Annotated in this window: 17 protein-coding genes; 10 read left to right on the forward strand and 7 right to left on the reverse strand. The window is 40.1% G+C overall.

Features of this window, described 5'->3' with window-relative positions; genetic code table 11:
- Positions 1–33: 33 nt before the first annotated feature.
- Both QQK02_RS07740 and orn read right to left on the reverse strand, forming a co-directional pair.
- Positions 34–522 (reverse strand): DUF4442 domain-containing protein, encoded by a 489-nt coding sequence (locus tag QQK02_RS07740; protein WP_284207412.1) that lies wholly within the window; start codon positions 520–522, stop codon positions 34–36.
- 123 nt (positions 523–645) lie between these two features.
- The gene (gene orn, locus QQK02_RS07745) at positions 646–1194 is read right to left on the reverse strand and encodes an oligoribonuclease (RefSeq protein WP_284207413.1); all 549 of its coding nucleotides are present in this window, start codon (positions 1192–1194) and stop codon (positions 646–648) included.
- Between the two features lie 125 nt (positions 1195–1319).
- Between orn and rsgA the strand changes: the two genes are divergently transcribed.
- From rsgA to QQK02_RS07775, 6 genes are all read left to right on the forward strand, one after another.
- Positions 1320–2354 (forward strand): small ribosomal subunit biogenesis GTPase RsgA, encoded by a 1035-nt coding sequence (rsgA, locus tag QQK02_RS07750; protein WP_284207415.1) that lies wholly within the window; start codon positions 1320–1322, stop codon positions 2352–2354.
- Between the two features lie 17 nt (positions 2355–2371).
- Positions 2372–3235, forward strand: coding sequence for an archaetidylserine decarboxylase (gene asd, locus QQK02_RS07755; RefSeq protein ID WP_284207416.1), 864 nt, complete (start codon positions 2372–2374; stop codon positions 3233–3235).
- Positions 3236–3238: 3 nt separating this feature from the next.
- Positions 3239–3976, forward strand: coding sequence for a glycerophosphodiester phosphodiesterase (locus QQK02_RS07760; protein WP_284207417.1), 738 nt, complete (start codon positions 3239–3241; stop codon positions 3974–3976).
- A 102-nt stretch (positions 3977–4078) separates the two neighbouring features.
- Positions 4079–4468 (forward strand): BlaI/MecI/CopY family transcriptional regulator, encoded by a 390-nt coding sequence (locus tag QQK02_RS07765; RefSeq protein WP_284207418.1) that lies wholly within the window; start codon positions 4079–4081, stop codon positions 4466–4468.
- An 8-nt stretch (positions 4469–4476) separates the two neighbouring features.
- A complete protein-coding gene (locus QQK02_RS07770) occupies positions 4477–6282 on the forward strand; it encodes a M56 family metallopeptidase (RefSeq protein WP_284207419.1) in 1806 nt (601 codons plus the stop codon).
- Between the two features lie 28 nt (positions 6283–6310).
- Positions 6311–7372: an alpha/beta fold hydrolase gene (locus QQK02_RS07775; protein WP_284207420.1), complete on the forward strand. Its 1062-nt coding sequence runs from the start codon at positions 6311–6313 to the stop codon at positions 7370–7372.
- Between the two features lie 27 nt (positions 7373–7399).
- Here QQK02_RS07775 and QQK02_RS07780 read toward each other — a convergent pair whose 3' ends face one another.
- Complete coding sequence (locus QQK02_RS07780; RefSeq protein ID WP_284207421.1) at positions 7400–8266, reverse strand: cation diffusion facilitator family transporter; 867 nt, start codon at positions 8264–8266, stop codon at positions 7400–7402.
- Between the two features lie 174 nt (positions 8267–8440).
- Between QQK02_RS07780 and trmL the strand changes: the two genes are divergently transcribed.
- Positions 8441–8905: a tRNA (uridine(34)/cytosine(34)/5-carboxymethylaminomethyluridine(34)-2'-O)-methyltransferase TrmL gene (gene trmL, locus QQK02_RS07785; RefSeq protein WP_284207422.1), complete on the forward strand. Its 465-nt coding sequence runs from the start codon at positions 8441–8443 to the stop codon at positions 8903–8905.
- 102 nt (positions 8906–9007) lie between these two features.
- On the opposite strand, the gene gpsA is transcribed toward trmL, so the two are convergent.
- The 4 genes from gpsA to QQK02_RS07805 are packed head-to-tail and all read right to left on the reverse strand — an operon-like array spanning position 9008 to position 11242.
- The gene (gpsA, locus tag QQK02_RS07790) at positions 9008–10012 is read right to left on the reverse strand and encodes an NAD(P)H-dependent glycerol-3-phosphate dehydrogenase (RefSeq protein ID WP_284207423.1); all 1005 of its coding nucleotides are present in this window, start codon (positions 10010–10012) and stop codon (positions 9008–9010) included.
- A gap of 5 nt (positions 10013–10017) precedes the next feature.
- Positions 10018–10509 (reverse strand): protein-export chaperone SecB, encoded by a 492-nt coding sequence (gene secB / locus QQK02_RS07795; protein WP_284207424.1) that lies wholly within the window; start codon positions 10507–10509, stop codon positions 10018–10020.
- A 43-nt stretch (positions 10510–10552) separates the two neighbouring features.
- Entirely contained in the window at positions 10553–10810 is a 258-nt protein-coding gene (gene grxC / locus QQK02_RS07800; protein ID WP_284207425.1) for a glutaredoxin 3, read from the reverse strand.
- Between the two features lie 3 nt (positions 10811–10813).
- Positions 10814–11242, reverse strand: a complete 429-nt coding sequence (locus QQK02_RS07805) for a rhodanese-like domain-containing protein (RefSeq protein ID WP_284207426.1) — start codon at positions 11240–11242, stop codon at positions 10814–10816.
- A gap of 195 nt (positions 11243–11437) precedes the next feature.
- Between QQK02_RS07805 and gpmI the strand changes: the two genes are divergently transcribed.
- The 3 genes from gpmI (at position 11438) to QQK02_RS07820 (ending at position 14943) form a co-directional block, all read left to right on the forward strand.
- Positions 11438–12979, forward strand: coding sequence for a 2,3-bisphosphoglycerate-independent phosphoglycerate mutase (gpmI, locus tag QQK02_RS07810; protein ID WP_407705025.1), 1542 nt, complete (start codon positions 11438–11440; stop codon positions 12977–12979).
- A 3-nt stretch (positions 12980–12982) separates the two neighbouring features.
- Positions 12983–14122, forward strand: coding sequence for a murein hydrolase activator EnvC family protein (locus QQK02_RS07815; RefSeq protein WP_284207428.1), 1140 nt, complete (start codon positions 12983–12985; stop codon positions 14120–14122).
- Positions 14123–14259: 137 nt separating this feature from the next.
- On the forward strand, positions 14260–14943 hold the full coding sequence (locus QQK02_RS07820; protein ID WP_284207429.1) for a divergent polysaccharide deacetylase family protein: 684 nt from the start codon (positions 14260–14262) through the stop codon (positions 14941–14943).
- Positions 14944–14945 lie beyond the last annotated feature (2 nt).

The following is a 14945-nucleotide window of genomic DNA, read 5'->3' on the forward strand; positions in this document are numbered from 1 at the left end:
CAGGGAAATTGAAATTTATCAAATCGTTAACATTTAATCTCGGCGTTTAGCTACCCACGCCCATTCCATGAAGCATTCAATTGGCTGCTGACCCGACTCATCAGTAATAGACACTGGCACCATCATGTCACCTTTATCTTGCGTTTCAATTTGCGTAATTTGCTCTTCGGTTAATGTAGCGTGAGCCGTTAAATCACCTACCATGCGTCGTTGATATTCAATTTTCATCGACTTTAGCAATGGAACATGGCTATCGGGAACGTTCATGCCGAACACAATACCCGTTGCTGACTCCGCCAACAAAGACGCGGCAATGGCATGAACACCACCAATATGGTTTTGCACGCGTTTTTTGTTTTCAATTTTCAACTCAACAGCGCTGTTAGTCACCGATAACAACTTTACGTTTGATGTTTTTGCATATTTAACTTGCGAGTTAAATACTTTGGTTAGCAAAAATGGACGAAGAGACGCTGGCCCTTTATTGATTTTATTAACTACCTTTGAAAACTTATTCGCCATGACAATTACCTTTTAATCATTTTTTAACATTTTGCCTTAAACTGGTCTGACCTGCAATAAAGAAAATTTTGCCATAAAAAAAGCCCCTTTATTGATAAAGAGGCTCTTTGTTAAGCATTTTTTTTATAGTTTAAAAAAATGTTCTTGGTAAACTTTTAACTCTTCAATTGACTCACGAATATCATCAAGTGCCAAATGCACGCCTTTCTTTTGCACTTTCGCTAACACGTCAGGCTTCCAACGACGAGCTAACTCTTTAACCGTTGACACATCTAAGTTGCGATAATGAAAGTAGTCTTCAAAATCAGGCATATATCGATTAATAAAACGACGATCTTGGCCAATACTATTGCCACACATCGGTGACTTACCCGCTGGTACAAATTGAGAAACAAAAGCGAGTGTTTCTTTAGTTGCCGTTGCTAAGTCAATTTTACTGTCGCGACAACGTTGGGTGAGGCCAGATTTACCATGATGTTCAATACACCAGTCACTCATATTATCTAGCACATCATCGCTTTGATGAATCGCAAATACAGGGCCTTCCGCTAGAATATTTAGCTGGCTATCAGTAACAATAGACGCAATCTCTAAAATAACATCAGTCGCTGGTTCCAAACCCGTCATTTCTAGATCTAACCAAATTAAATTGCTGTCATTGCTTTGGCTCATAACTTTCCTTAAATACGCTGCTTCTTTAAATGTAGACAAGCATTAGATGAATTGACAATTAAACAGTATAATACGCCAGATGTACCCTAGTACAACACTAAAATCACTAACAAAATTGAGTTTACGTGGCTAAATCAAAAAAATTAACAAAAGGTCAACTTCGTCGGATCAAAGCGAATCAAGCGAAGAAAATTGAAAAACAAGACCAAATACAATGGCAAGACGACGAATTATCAGAGCCGATTCAGGGCCTGGTTATTAGCCGTTTTGGTCAACATGCAGATGTAGAGTTATCTGATGGTACTATATTCCGTTGTAATATTCGTCGCTCGATAGACTCGTTAGTGTGTGGCGACAAGGTCATGTGGCGCCAAGGTAAAGAAACTCAACATACGATATCAGGCGTTATAGAAGCCGTTCATGAACGCCAAAGTGTACTATCGAGGCCTGATGTCTATGACGGCGTAAAACCCGTCGCAGCCAACATCAATCAAATATTTATCGTGTCGTCGGTGCTCCCCGCTTTTAACCCTGATATTATCGACCGTTACATTGTTGCTTGCGAACAAACTGATATCACTCCGATTATTGTGTTAAACAAAATTGATTTACTCGATGATGATATTTTCAAAACCATCGAAGAAAGCTTGCAAATATATCGAGATATTGGCTATCAAGTGATTCTTGCAAGTAATAAAACCAGTGACGGTTTACATGACATCAAAGCGCATCTAAAAGATAAAGTGAGTATATTTGTAGGACAATCTGGCGTTGGTAAGTCCACACTAACAAACAGTTTAATGCCTGAATTAGGCTTAGAAACAAAAATTGTTTCTGAAAACTCTGGGCTAGGCCAACATACAACAACAGTTGCTAGGCTTTATCACTTTCCAGAAGGTGGTGATCTTATCGACTCACCAGGCATTCGAGAATTCGGCCTGTGGCATATGACGCCAGACCAAGTCTGTGACGGCTTTATAGAATTCGAAGATTTCCTAGGCACGTGTAAATTCAGAGATTGCAAACATAAAAGCGATCCTGGTTGTGCGCTTGTGCAAGCAGTAGAAGAAGGCAAAATACACCCTGAACGCCTAGCAAGTTTTCAACGCATCATGGAGAGCATCCATGAAAATTTACAAACCACCCGATTTAACCAATAGTTTTAAAGGATCATTAAGTGTTCATTGATAAATTAAAAATCACTTTACAATACATTATGCCTAAGCATTTGATTTCTCGTTTAGTCGGCAAGTTTGCCGCCGCAGAAATGGGCACTATGACAACCAAAGCAATAGAGTGGTTTATTAAAGCCTACGGCATCAACATGGCAGAAGCGAAATTCAAAAATGCCAGTGACTTCAAAACGTTTAATGATTTTTTCACCCGAGAATTAGAAGAAGGTGCTCGTCCAATTTTAGCCGACGAAAAGAGCATTTGTTACCCAGTAGACGGGGCAATTAGTCAACAAGGTGATATTGTCGATGGTCAACTTATTCAGGCAAAAGGCTTTGAATACAGTTTACAAAGCCTTTTAGGTGGTGACGAAGAAACATCAGCGCCATTTCAAGGTGGTAAATTCTCATGTATCTACCTTGCGCCTAAAGATTATCATCGTATCCATATGCCGATGGATGCAACCCTAAAAGAGATGATTTATGTGCCGGGTGATTTATTTTCAGTTAACCCACTAACGGCAAACAATGTTCCTGATTTATTTGCCCGCAATGAACGTGTCGTTGCAGTCTTTGATACTGAAAAAGGCCCAATGGCAATGGTACTTGTTGGCGCAACTATTGTCGCAAGTATTGAAACGACATGGGCAGGCACTATCACGCCACCAGCAGGAAAAGATATTTTTAAATGGCGATACCCGACAACTGGCCATGGCGCCATCACGTTCAAAAAAGGTGATGAAATGGGACGCTTTAAATTAGGCTCAACAGTCATTACGACTTTTGCACCTAATATGGTTACGTTTAATCAAGACGCAGGCCCTAAAACGGTAACTCGTTTAGGTGAGCATTACGCAGATTTAGTATAAATCATGAAGATCATTGCACACCGTGGCGCTAGCGGTACACATGTTGAAAATACGCTCCCCGCGTTTAAACAAGCCATTATTGATGGTGCTGATGCGATAGAACTCGACGTTCAGTATCATCACAGTGGTGCTTTGATCGTTTCCCATGATACCTATCTGTTATTTAAATCTGATGTAAAGCACATCAATGATTTAACACTTGATGAGCTGTTATCGATTGAATTTGCCGATGGCTCATCCTTAACGACGCTAGAAAAAGCATTGAGTGTGATCAAAGGACAATGTGACGTTAATATCGAGGTGAAGTCTGCTCCTTTGTTTTCAGTTGAAGCACCTGATGGACTAATCGACGAAGTCCTAACACGCATTGAACAGGTGATTTGCGATGCCATAGAACAGCATAGCTTTCAATGGCACCAATTTACCTTGTCGTCATTTAATCACACGTTAATTACATCAAGTTTACAACGTATGCCTGCACTCAAATTAGGTGCGTTATCAGCATCAAGTCCACGTAGTTATGCGAAATTTGCACAAGATTTATCGGCATATTCCATCAACTTGGCGATAGACTGTATTAACCCGGCAATGATTGACGATGCTCATCGTCGTGGGTTGAAAGTTTGGGTCTATACCGTTAATAATACGCAAGATATCAAGTGGTGCCACGCTTTGGGCGTTGACGGTATATTCACTGATTTTCCCAAGCAAAGTCGTGCTTTTCTCGACAAACTTAGATAATGTAAATGTTACGAAAATGTCACATTTTACTTGCTGATATTTTCGACAACGTATACGATTGATATCGTATTACGTCTTAGAAATTGGTAAAGGATCCTCAAAATGGCTCATGATAAGTCTGAAATCAAGCCTACAGAAGCTGAGCTCTCGCTGTTAAATGTACTGTGGGATTTAGGCCCGGCAACAGTACGCGAAGTGCATGAAAAAATTAGCCTGTCGCAAAAAACTGGCTATACAACTGTGTTAAAAATTTTACAAATCATGCATGACAAGAATTTAGTCATTCGAGACGAAAGTAAACGTGCTCATGTTTATGCTGCGGCAAATAGTCAAACCCATACCCAATCGTCTTTACTCAAAGATTTAATTACCAAGGCTTTTGGTGGTTCAAGATCAAACTTAGTAATGCGTGCCTTGGATGACTCAACGACCAAGCAAGAAATTGAAGACATTAAAACGATTTTGAATAAATACGAGCAGGAAGTTAGCTAATTTAAACTATGCAAATACTTTTAGACGAAAGCATCTTACTTTCTAGTATTGGTCTTACTCTTGTACATTTTTTGTGGCAAGGGTTGGCGGTTGCCTTCGTGTTAAAAATAGTATTTTGGTTACTACCTAAAGCTAACGCCCAATTGCGCTATATCGCTGCAACGATTGCCCTGTTTAGTTGCCTACTCCTGCCATTTATAACGTTTTTCTATATCTATCAGCCAGAAAACATCGTCAATCAAGCTGTTCAATTGTCGCCTATTGCAACACTATTCGATCTAAACCAGAACCAAAGTGAACAAGCACTGTGGCAACAAAGTTTTGCAGAGACTCTGCCACACCTCACCATTATCTGGTTAAGCGTTGCAGCACTGCTTGCCTTAAAGATGTTATTGGAAATGCGCAGTGTTAACCGCTTACCTTATGAGCAAAGCGTTGAAGCGAGTCTAAATCTTGAGCGACGTTTTACACAGCTTTGTCAACGTATGGGCTTTGATAAACTGCCCAAACTCCGTATTTCCTTGAAAACAAAAGTACCGATGGCAATCGGCTTTTTGAAACCGGTCGTCGTGCTTCCAGCATCAATGGTCACCGGCTTAACACCCGCACAGCTAGATATGTTGATCTTGCATGAGTTAGCTCATATTCGTCGACACGATTACTTGGTTAACTTGTTGCAGTCATTTGCTGAGATCATTTTGTTCTTCCACCCAGTTATATATTGGATTTCTAAGCAGATGCGTGTTGAGCGTGAATTCTGTAGTGACGACATGGCGGTTAAGCAATGTGGTAATGCGATCGCTTATGCACATACGCTTGCCGACACCGCAAGCTTATGTCACAAGCATCGTAATCAATCAATTCCTATGATGGCAATGGCAGCGTCAGGTGGAGACTTAAAAGAGCGCATTTTACGTTTAGTGCAACCACATCATTGCACACAATCTAACGATACCAGTAAATGGTTAGCGTCTATTGTCGTGATTGGCTCAATTGTATTATTTGCTGCCAGTCAACTGGCCAAAGTGAATAACCTGGTATTAAGTTCAACGCCAAGCATCTTAATTAATAGTGTCGCTAAGCCACAAAGTTTAGCGGTATTTGAAGCCAGTAGCGCGTTATTTGAAAACGATACACTTCCGCCATTATCAATCGCTAAACAACTGTTGGGTGAAGATGACTATAAATCATCACCTAATAGCTACTCTCGCCCGGCAACTTTGCAATCTGATCAAGAAGATGAACGTCCGTCGCCTGCGATTGAAGTTGTTGAGCAAAACAGTAAAAGCCCCGAGCTCAAGAACGCAACTCGTATTGAAAAACCTCATGAGGTTGTAGCGCCTAAGAAAGAAAAAACCATTGTTACTAAAGTGCCTGAAGTCGCAAGTAAGCCATTAGATATCATTGCCCAATCCAAGATTCCTGAAAGCAAATATGCAAAAGAAGTACAATCACTCGGGCAGCCTCAAGCCAATGATATTAAGCCTATTTCAAAGCCACAAAAAACAGTTGAAACAAAACAAATAGAAATACTCCCGAAAAGTATTGCACCTAAACTGGTGAAATCAACTGAGCCGAAATACCCAATCGTCGCGAAACGTAAAAAATTAGAAATCGAGATGTTGGTCAATTTTACGATAGATAAACAGGGTTACGTAAAAGACATCAATTTTGAGTACAAGCCTAAAGTAAGTTACTTTAGAACAGCGATTAGAAATGCGTTGAGCCAATGGCGATTCAAACCTGCAGAAGAAAACGGCAAAGCAGTTGAAAGCAAAATGTCGAAAATCTTTTCATTTAGCTTAGCTCACTAACACCAACAAACAGGTAAATGGATTTACAATGCCAGCATTTAAGTACTTTACATTATTCAGCCTTATACCTTTACTATTTGTTATGAATTTACATGCCAAGGGCTATAGCCAAGAAGAAAGTTTACCTGCAAACACACCGACCATTTTAAGTGCTTGGCAACAAGGTAATTTTGACACCTTCCAAGGCGTTAATGATCTTCGTGTTAACTATGCTAGTTTTACAAACCCTAACCACAAGCAATGTATCGTGTTGGTGCCTGGTCGCACAGAAGGTTATTTGAAATACCAAGAGCTTGCCTATGACCTAACGAATCAAGGCTTTAACCTCTTTATTATTGATCATCGTGGTCAAGGGATTTCTGAACGTATGTTACAAAATCCACATAAAGGCTATGTAGCAAGCTTTGATGATTATGTCGAAGACCTAGATTATTTTATAGATAACATTGTCTCACCTAACTGCCCTGCCAACACTAAGCCTTTTTTGCTTGCTCATTCAATGGGTGGAAATATTTCAGCGCTTTACTTGGCAAAACACAGTGAAAAGATTCAAGCTGCGGTGCTGGCTTCACCAATGATAGGCATTAACGCGGGTGGTTTACCTTTGTGGCTAGCGAGTGCTGTTATCAACGTAAGAGTATGGTGGGATAATAATTTTAATGACGAAAGTCAGTATTTTCTAGGCCAGCAAGGCTATGGACAATACCCTTTTGAAGATAATGCGTTAACACACTCTAAAGAGCGCTTTGATTTCTTTAAAAACGTTTACGACAACACTCCTGAGATTCAACTAGGTGGGGTGACAAATGCATGGTTGAAGCAAGCATTAATCGCTCGAGAAACTATTTTCGCTAGCTTATCAAACATCACGACACCTTTAACAGTGCTTCAGTCTGGCGGTGATACCGTCGTAGACAACATTGATCAGTTTAGTTTTTGTCAGCAATTGCACCAAGCACAGCCACAGTCGTGCCCAGAGGGTAAGCCGCAAGTTTTTGATAATGCTTACCATGAGTTATTTTTCGAAATAGATGAGATTAGAACACCTGCACTTGACGCAACCTTAGCGTGGTTTGAAAAACACCAATAGATCAATTGGTGAGATTGTGCTGAAGGATTAATTTGGATCTAAATGGATAATAACGTCAGCGTTTGGAAACTGAACTTTCAATAGTGCTTCTACTTCATCACCAATCCCATGTGCCACTTTTAATGGTAGATCTCCTGAAACTTCGAGATGAAACTGAATAAACGAGACTGGGCCAGAGGTTCGTGTTCTTAGATCATGAAAGCCATATACTTTCGGATGACTTTTGATAATACCAACGATTTTATCTTTATCTTCCGGCGATATCTCCTCATCCATCAGGCCTTTAACACTCGTTGAAACTATCTTAAATCCGCCCCAAAACAAATAGATTCCAACCAAACAAGTAAATATACCATCAACTTCAGGTGCTAAATATTGCGTTAAACCAAGCGACAATAAAACACCAAGGTTTAAGATAACATCTGATTTGTAATGCAAAGCATCAGCACTTATCGCGACACTTTTTGTTTTTTTAATGACCATTGATTGAATAGCGACCACAACAAAAGTTATTGCTAATGACGCTATCGTTACCCAAACGCCAACACTCACTTGGCTAATAACCACTGGCGATAATACTCTTTCTATACCTGCTAGCATCAAAATGCCCGCTGATCCCATAACAAAAGCTGATTGTAAAAGCCCAGCAAGACTTTCCGCTTTGCCATGGCCAAATTTATGTTCTTCATCGGGTGGTGCTAATGCAAAGCGTAAAATGACTAAATTAATACTTGAAGCAAAAAGATCGAGAATAGAATCACTTGCCGATGCAAGCATGGCACTCGCATCGGTAACAAACCAAGCAAATAACTTAATAGCAATCATCAAGATGGCACCAAAAAAAGCACTAAACGCCGCAAGGCGAACTAGTTTGGCATATTGTGCGTGTGTCATTTGCATTTTTACTTAGTCGCCAACGAGTTATCTATTTATACAATAGCATAACCTACATTCGCTAAATCAAAACGATTGGCTAATACTTGTTTGCGCTAGCGCAAGTTATTGCAGCAAGAAATCATAAACATCTAGTGATATACTCTCGCCACGAGTTTTGATAGAGAATTTTGTATGTTAGACGTTGTATTATTTCAACCAGAAATCCCACCTAATACAGGTAATATCATTAGATTGTGTGCCAACACAGGTTACCGACTACATTTAATCGAACCGTTAGGATTTGATATCGATGATAAACGCTTAAAACGTGCAGGCTTAGACTATCATGAATTCGCTAACCTAAAACGTCATGCTAGCTACGAAGACTTTGTTAAAAATGAATCACCAAAGCGGGTATATGCCATTACAACCAAAGCCACAAATTATCACCATAATGTGAGCTTTGAGGCTGGCGATTACCTATTATTTGGTAGTGAAACTAAAGGGTTACCTGAATCGGTAAGACAGCAAATACCTGACGAGCACAAAATTCGTATTCCAATGTTAAAGGAAAGCCGCAGTATGAACTTATCCAATGCAACTGCAGTAATCATTTTTGAAAGTTGGCGTCAGTTAGGTTTCCCAAACGCGGTTTAATGGGATTTTTTTAAGATACGCTTGAGCACCATCTAATTGGCGAGAGAGTAAAACTTGTTTGGCTAATAGAACATAGCAAGCGGCTATTGTAGCCGCTAGAGACTATTCAGTTTTTGGCGTACGTGCGAGTAATTCTTGAGCCGCTTTTTGAGCAGACTTATTTTCATAAAGCACTTGATAAACTTGTTCAACAATAGGCATTTCAACGCCTAAACGTTTAGCAAGCATACTAACTTCTTTGGTATTACGAAAACCTTCAACAACTTGCCCTATTTCTTCTTGGGCAGTGTCTACATCTTGGCCTTTACCTAGCGCTAATCCAAAACGTCGATTACGCGACTGATTATCAGTACAGGTTAAGACTAAATCACCTAAACCAGCCATCCCCATAAAGGTTGTTGGGTGTGCACCTAGCTTTTCGCCTAGGCGAGTCATTTCCACCAAACCTCGGGTAATTAACGCGGTACGAGCGTTAGCACCAAAACCAATACCGTCAGCCATACCGGCAGCGATGGCAATAACGTTCTTCACAGCACCACCGAGTTGAACACCGATAAAGTCATTATTTCGGTAAACGCGAAAACGCTTTTCACAATGTAAACGTTGCGATAATTCACTAACAAAGTCTTCATCAGTAGATGACATCGAAATAGCGGTTGGCATTCCCGCAGCCATCTCTTTTGCAAAGGTTGGCCCTGATAACACAGCTAACGAAATAGCTTCACCAAGAATTTCTTGCGCAACATCTTGCAATAAACGACCGGTTTCATGATCTAAACCTTTAGTTGCCCAGGCAAGTTTTGCCTCGGGTAGCAAATAAGGTTTGATTTGATTCAACATGTCGCTAAAAGCGTGGCTTGGCACGACCACAAGTATATTAGTACTTGCAGAAATCACTTTGCTAAGATCAGCAGATAGCGCTAACTTTTCAGGGAACTCGACACCCGGCAAATACTTCTCATTGCTGCGCTGTTTTTGCATTTGCTCAATGTGATCATTATCACGCGCCCATAATAGTGTTTTATTACCATTACGCGCTAAACAAATAGCTAAAGCAGTGCCGTACGAGCCGGCACCAACAACAACAATATCATGCGACGTTTGCATACGAATTAGTGCGTTTCTGTGTTTTGTGTTTGAGCTTGTGCACGTTGTTGTTCAACGTATTGTGCAAATAGCGCGTCAAAGTTGACAGGAGCTAGGTTTAATTGTGGGAATGAACCTTTATTTACTAAGCTAGCAACCGTTTCACGTGCATATGGGAATAATGTTGCTGGGCATAAAGAACCAATAGCATGTGCCATTTGGCCTTCTTGCATGTTTGCAATAGCGAAAATACCCGCTTGTTGAACTTCTGCTAAGAATGCAACTTTACCATCAATTTCTGCAGTAACTGTTACGGCTAACACAACTTCATAAGCGTCATCAGCTAAACGGTTTGAGCGAGTATCAAGATCTAACTTAATTTCAGGCTTCCACTCTTGTTGAAAAATAGCTGGTGAATTCGGCGTTTCAAAAGAAATATCTTTTGTGTAAATACGTTGAACGTGGAACTGTGGTGCTTGTTCGTTTTGCTGTGCACCTGATTGAATATCGTCAGCCATTTTTTACTTCCTATTTTAAATTTTGGGCTTTTAAAGCGTTGAATTATTTATTTAACAATTCATCAAGTTGATTACGCGCATGTAACGCAAATAAATCGTCACAGCCACCAACATGATGATCATTGATAAAGATTTGTGGCACTGTATATCCACCTTGGCTTCGGTCGATCATTTTTTCACGCAACTCTGGTTGCTGATCAATTTTATATTCCGTGTATTGAACTTGCTTTTGTTCTAATAACGCCTTCGCGCGAACACAATACGGACAATAAACTTTAGTGTAAATTTCTACAGTTGCCATAATTTACTTCTTAACGGTTGGTAAGCCTGCTGCTACCCAAGCACTCATACCACCTTTTAATAAATTCACAGAAGAATAACCTGCTTTTAATAACTGACTTGCAGCTTTATTCGCAGACATTCCTTGCGCACATACCACAATGATGGGTCTGTCTTTATATTTTTCAAGGGTAGTAAGCTCACCTTTTGTGATTTTTTCATTCGAACAATGTACCGCATCAATAATATGTTGCTTGGTAAATTCATTGTTAGCACGAATATCAATGACCACACCATTTTCTTTATTTACTGTGAAGGTTAATTCTTGTGGTGATAACTGCTTGATTGGCGACATTTTAATTTTGATGCTTGTAAAAATTATCAAACCAAATATCACTAACCAAACACCCGTTAATACAGCGTTATTTGCTAAAAATGTAAAAAATTCTTCCATCAAAAATTCCAAGGGTTTTAGTTATAAAAAAATTGGCTACAGTATACAGGCTAAACTGCTAATACCAAACTGAATAATAATTTCCATTTCGGCATAGAATTTATGCAATTTTGCCAGTGAATTTTAAACCGTTGTGTGTAAAATAGAGCTCAGCTTTCATTTCAAATATACATTCACCTAAGTAGGGATATGGCGATGCCAAACAAGAAGTCAACGGTATTATTAATTTTAGATGGTTGGGGATATAGCGAAAAAACAGAATCTAACGCTATTTATCATGCAAAAACCCCAGTGCTAGACGAGCTTAATGCCCGTGTGCCAAATATGTTAATTAATACCTCAGGCATGGCCGTTGGTTTGCCAGATGGCCAAATGGGTAACTCTGAAGTAGGCCATGTTAACTTGGGTGCAGGTCGCGTTGTTTATCAAGATTTCACGCGAATTACCAAATCAATTGACGACGGTGATTTCAATGATAACCCTACCCTAGTTGCTGCTGTTGAAAAAGCGGTAGAGAAAAATGGCGCCGTTCATGTCTGTGGTTTAATGTCACCCGGCGGCGTTCATAGCCATGAAGACCATATCTTCGCCATGATAGATTTAGCCATAGCAAAAGGCGCGACTAAAATATATTTGCATGCTTTTTTAGATGGTCGTGATACACCGCCACGTAGTGCGAAAGCGTCACTTGAAAAAGCACAAGACAAGTTTAATGAAATTGGCGTTGGGCAAGTGGCATCGATTAGCGGGCGATACTTTGCAATGGATCGTGATCAACGATGGGAACGTGTTGAACAAGCATATAACCTCGTTGTTGATGGTGAAGCCAATTATCAATTTACCAATGCTGTTGATGCTTTAGAGGCAGCATACCAACGTGATGAAAATGATGAATTTGTTAGCGCCTCAGCTATTACCAATGCGGCTGGTGAAACAATAAGCATGAACGATGGTGACAGCTTAATTTTCATGAACTTTAGAGCAGACCGAGCAAGACAATTCACCCGCTGCTTTACGGAAGAAAACTTTTCTGGCTTTGCTAAGAAGTCAGCACCTGCATTATCAGACTTTGTCATGCTGACTGAATATGCCGCTGACATAAAAACGAGTTGTGCTTTCCCACCTACATCATTAAACAATGTACTTGGCGAGTGGCTTGAAAAACATGACAAAACACAATTACGTATCTCAGAAACTGAAAAATATGCTCACGTGACCTTTTTCTTTTCTGGCGGTAAAGAAGATGAATTTAACGGTGAGAAACGCGTATTAGTGCCTTCACCACAAGTTGCTACTTACGATTTACAACCTCAAATGAACGCTGAAAAGTTAACTGATGAGCTTGTTTCAGCTATCGAAAGTGGCGACTATGACTTTATTGCATGTAATTACCCAAATGGCGATATGGTTGGTCATACCGGTAAATTTGACGCCGCTGTTCAGGCCTGTGAAGCGGTAGATGCGTCAATTGGCCGAGTACTAGCTGCTTTAGAGAAAATCGGTGGAGAATGCTTAATTACCGCTGATCACGGTAACGCAGAGCAAATGGTAAACCCTGATACCGGCCAAGCACATACTGCCCATACCTGTGAGCCAGTGCCTTTACTTTATGTAGGTAGAGATGCAACGCCAGCAAATTCAGGCACGCTAAGTGATATTGCGCCAACAATTTTAAACCTGATGGGCCTACCGCAGCCTGAAGAAATGACAGGCACAAACTTAATGCAGATTAAGTAGTTTATGCCTAAAGTTTCACTGTTTATTGTTATTTGGGTGTTAAGTAGTATTTGCTACTTAACACCTTTTGCCGTGGTCGCCAATGATGAGGCGCGCACCAATGAACAGCTTGAAGCGGTAAAAAAAGCCATTGCTAAACAACAAGCGAGCTTGAAGCAGTCGAATAAAGCTCGCGATAAAATTCTAGCCGAATTAAAACGTGATGATATTGCGATTGCTAGGGCTGCAAAGGCACTGAGCAAAACTCAAACGTCATTAAAACAAACGGCTGAAAAGCTCGTAGCATTAAAAAAGCAAAAAAAGCAGTTAACCGAACAAAAAAAATCACAAGAGCAATTACTGGCCAAACAATTAAGAGCAGCTTATTCAAGTGGTCAGCACGATTACTTAAAATTGCTACTCAATCAAGAAGATACGAGCGATGTTCAACGCACCTTAAAATACTACCAATATTTAAATGATGCTCGTATTGAAGAAATAGAAGCCTTTCAAGCTACAATTGCTGAGTTAATTGACGTAACAACCCAATATCAGAATCAATCAACAAAGCTTGAAGAATTGCGTGTCGTACAAACTCAACAGCAAGAAAAGTTAAAACAACAAAAAAGTCAACGAGCCAAAAGCATCGCCAAGCTCAATAAATCGATTGAATCGAGTAATGACAAAATCGAGCGCCTAAAACAAGAAGAAGATAGCTTAGTTGCAGCGCTTGCCGAAATTGAAAAGCTTGCCCGAAAAGAAGCTGAATTAACCGGTTTAAGTCAACTTAAAAAGAAGCTCACGTGGCCAGTTTCAGGCAAACACTTGAATCGCTTTGGTACGAGAAAACAAGGCTATTTAAAATGGAAAGGCATTATGATTGCCACGCCTGTCGGTAGAACTGTATCCACCATTCATAGCGGCACCGTATTATTTGCTGATTGGTTAAAAGGCTATGGCTTAGTGATTGTTGTTGATCACGGTGATGGCTACATGAGTTTATATGGCCATAACCAAACATTATTGAAAAATGTTGGCGATCGTGTTGAATCTGGTGAGCCAATTTCGTTAGCAGGGCAAAGTGGCGGTAAAGCTGATTCTGGGCTCTATTTTGAAATCCGCCACAAAGGAAAAGCCGTTAATCCTAGACTATGGTGTCGATAATCGGTTGGTTTACTCTCTTGTAACTGACTGTTAAGCTAACTACATTAAACTATAAAAATAATAATTTATTACTCGTGCGTATCATCCTCATTTTACTTATGATTTTCCCATTAGCCTTTAGCGCTCACAGCGCTAAAGTGGCAATTATCATTGATGATATTGGCTACCGTAAAACAGACCAGAACGCGCTAACGCTGCCTGGCAAAATATCCTACGCGTTTCTTCCTCACACCCCCTTTGCCAAAGAACTAGCAGAACAAGCAAATAGCTCTAAAAAAGATGTTTTATTGCATATCCCAATGGAATCAACCAGTGGAAAACTATTAGGTCCTGGCGCCATTACCAGTGAAATGAGTGAAGAGAAAATCAATGCACAATTAGCACATGCATTGGCTGAAATACCTTTTGCGGTAGGTATCAATAACCATATGGGCAGTCATTTAACCAAGCTAAGAAAACCGATGGCAAGTACGATGAAGTTTTTGAAGCAACACCAACTGTTTTTTATCGACAGCATGACTACTTCTCAAAGTAAAACCCGTGCATTAGCCCATGTTTATGGTGTGCCGCATCTACAACGTCATGTATTTCTGGATAACCATACCGACGCTCATTATATTGAGCAGCAATTCAAAGTGCTCATTGATAAAGCCCAACTTGATGAGTTTGCTATTGGTATTGCTCACCCACACCCAGAAACGATAACAGCTCTGAAACAGTTAATTCCTCATTTAGCTGCACAAAATATTGAATTAGTGCCCGTTTCGACGCTATTTAACCAATTAAATAACACGCGCACGGCTCAACTCACGTCCGAATAGCG

It is taken from the genome of Thalassotalea eurytherma (assembly GCF_030161415.1).
Lineage (GTDB): Bacteria > Pseudomonadota > Gammaproteobacteria > Enterobacterales > Alteromonadaceae > Thalassotalea_G > Thalassotalea_G eurytherma.

What these genes read in the sequence shown, in the direction of transcription:
- QQK02_RS07760 (WP_284207417.1), top strand. Translation starts at nt 3,239, where the DNA reads ATGAAGATCATTGCACACCGTGGCGCTAGCGGTACACATGTTGAAAAT.
- QQK02_RS07765 (WP_284207418.1), top strand. Translation starts at nt 4,079, where the DNA reads ATGGCTCATGATAAGTCTGAAATCAAGCCTACAGAAGCTGAGCTCTCG.
- trmL (WP_284207422.1), top strand. Translation starts at nt 8,441, where the DNA reads ATGTTAGACGTTGTATTATTTCAACCAGAAATCCCACCTAATACAGGT.
- QQK02_RS07775 (WP_284207420.1), top strand. Translation starts at nt 6,311, where the DNA reads ATGCCAGCATTTAAGTACTTTACATTATTCAGCCTTATACCTTTACTA.
- QQK02_RS07770 (WP_284207419.1), top strand. Translation starts at nt 4,477, where the DNA reads ATGCAAATACTTTTAGACGAAAGCATCTTACTTTCTAGTATTGGTCTT.
- QQK02_RS07815 (WP_284207428.1), top strand. Translation starts at nt 12,983, where the DNA reads ATGCCTAAAGTTTCACTGTTTATTGTTATTTGGGTGTTAAGTAGTATT.
- orn (WP_284207413.1), bottom strand. Translation starts at nt 1,194, where the DNA reads ATGAGCCAAAGCAATGACAGCAATTTAATTTGGTTAGATCTAGAAATG.
- secB (WP_284207424.1), bottom strand. Translation starts at nt 10,509, where the DNA reads ATGGCTGACGATATTCAATCAGGTGCACAGCAAAACGAACAAGCACCA.
- QQK02_RS07780 (WP_284207421.1), bottom strand. Translation starts at nt 8,266, where the DNA reads ATGACACACGCACAATATGCCAAACTAGTTCGCCTTGCGGCGTTTAGT.
- QQK02_RS07805 (WP_284207426.1), bottom strand. Translation starts at nt 11,242, where the DNA reads ATGGAAGAATTTTTTACATTTTTAGCAAATAACGCTGTATTAACGGGT.
- gpsA (WP_284207423.1), bottom strand. Translation starts at nt 10,012, where the DNA reads ATGCAAACGTCGCATGATATTGTTGTTGTTGGTGCCGGCTCGTACGGC.
- gpmI (WP_407705025.1), top strand. Translation starts at nt 11,438, where the DNA reads ATGCCAAACAAGAAGTCAACGGTATTATTAATTTTAGATGGTTGGGGA.
- grxC (WP_284207425.1), bottom strand. Translation starts at nt 10,810, where the DNA reads ATGGCAACTGTAGAAATTTACACTAAAGTTTATTGTCCGTATTGTGTT.
- QQK02_RS07740 (WP_284207412.1), bottom strand. Translation starts at nt 522, where the DNA reads ATGGCGAATAAGTTTTCAAAGGTAGTTAATAAAATCAATAAAGGGCCA.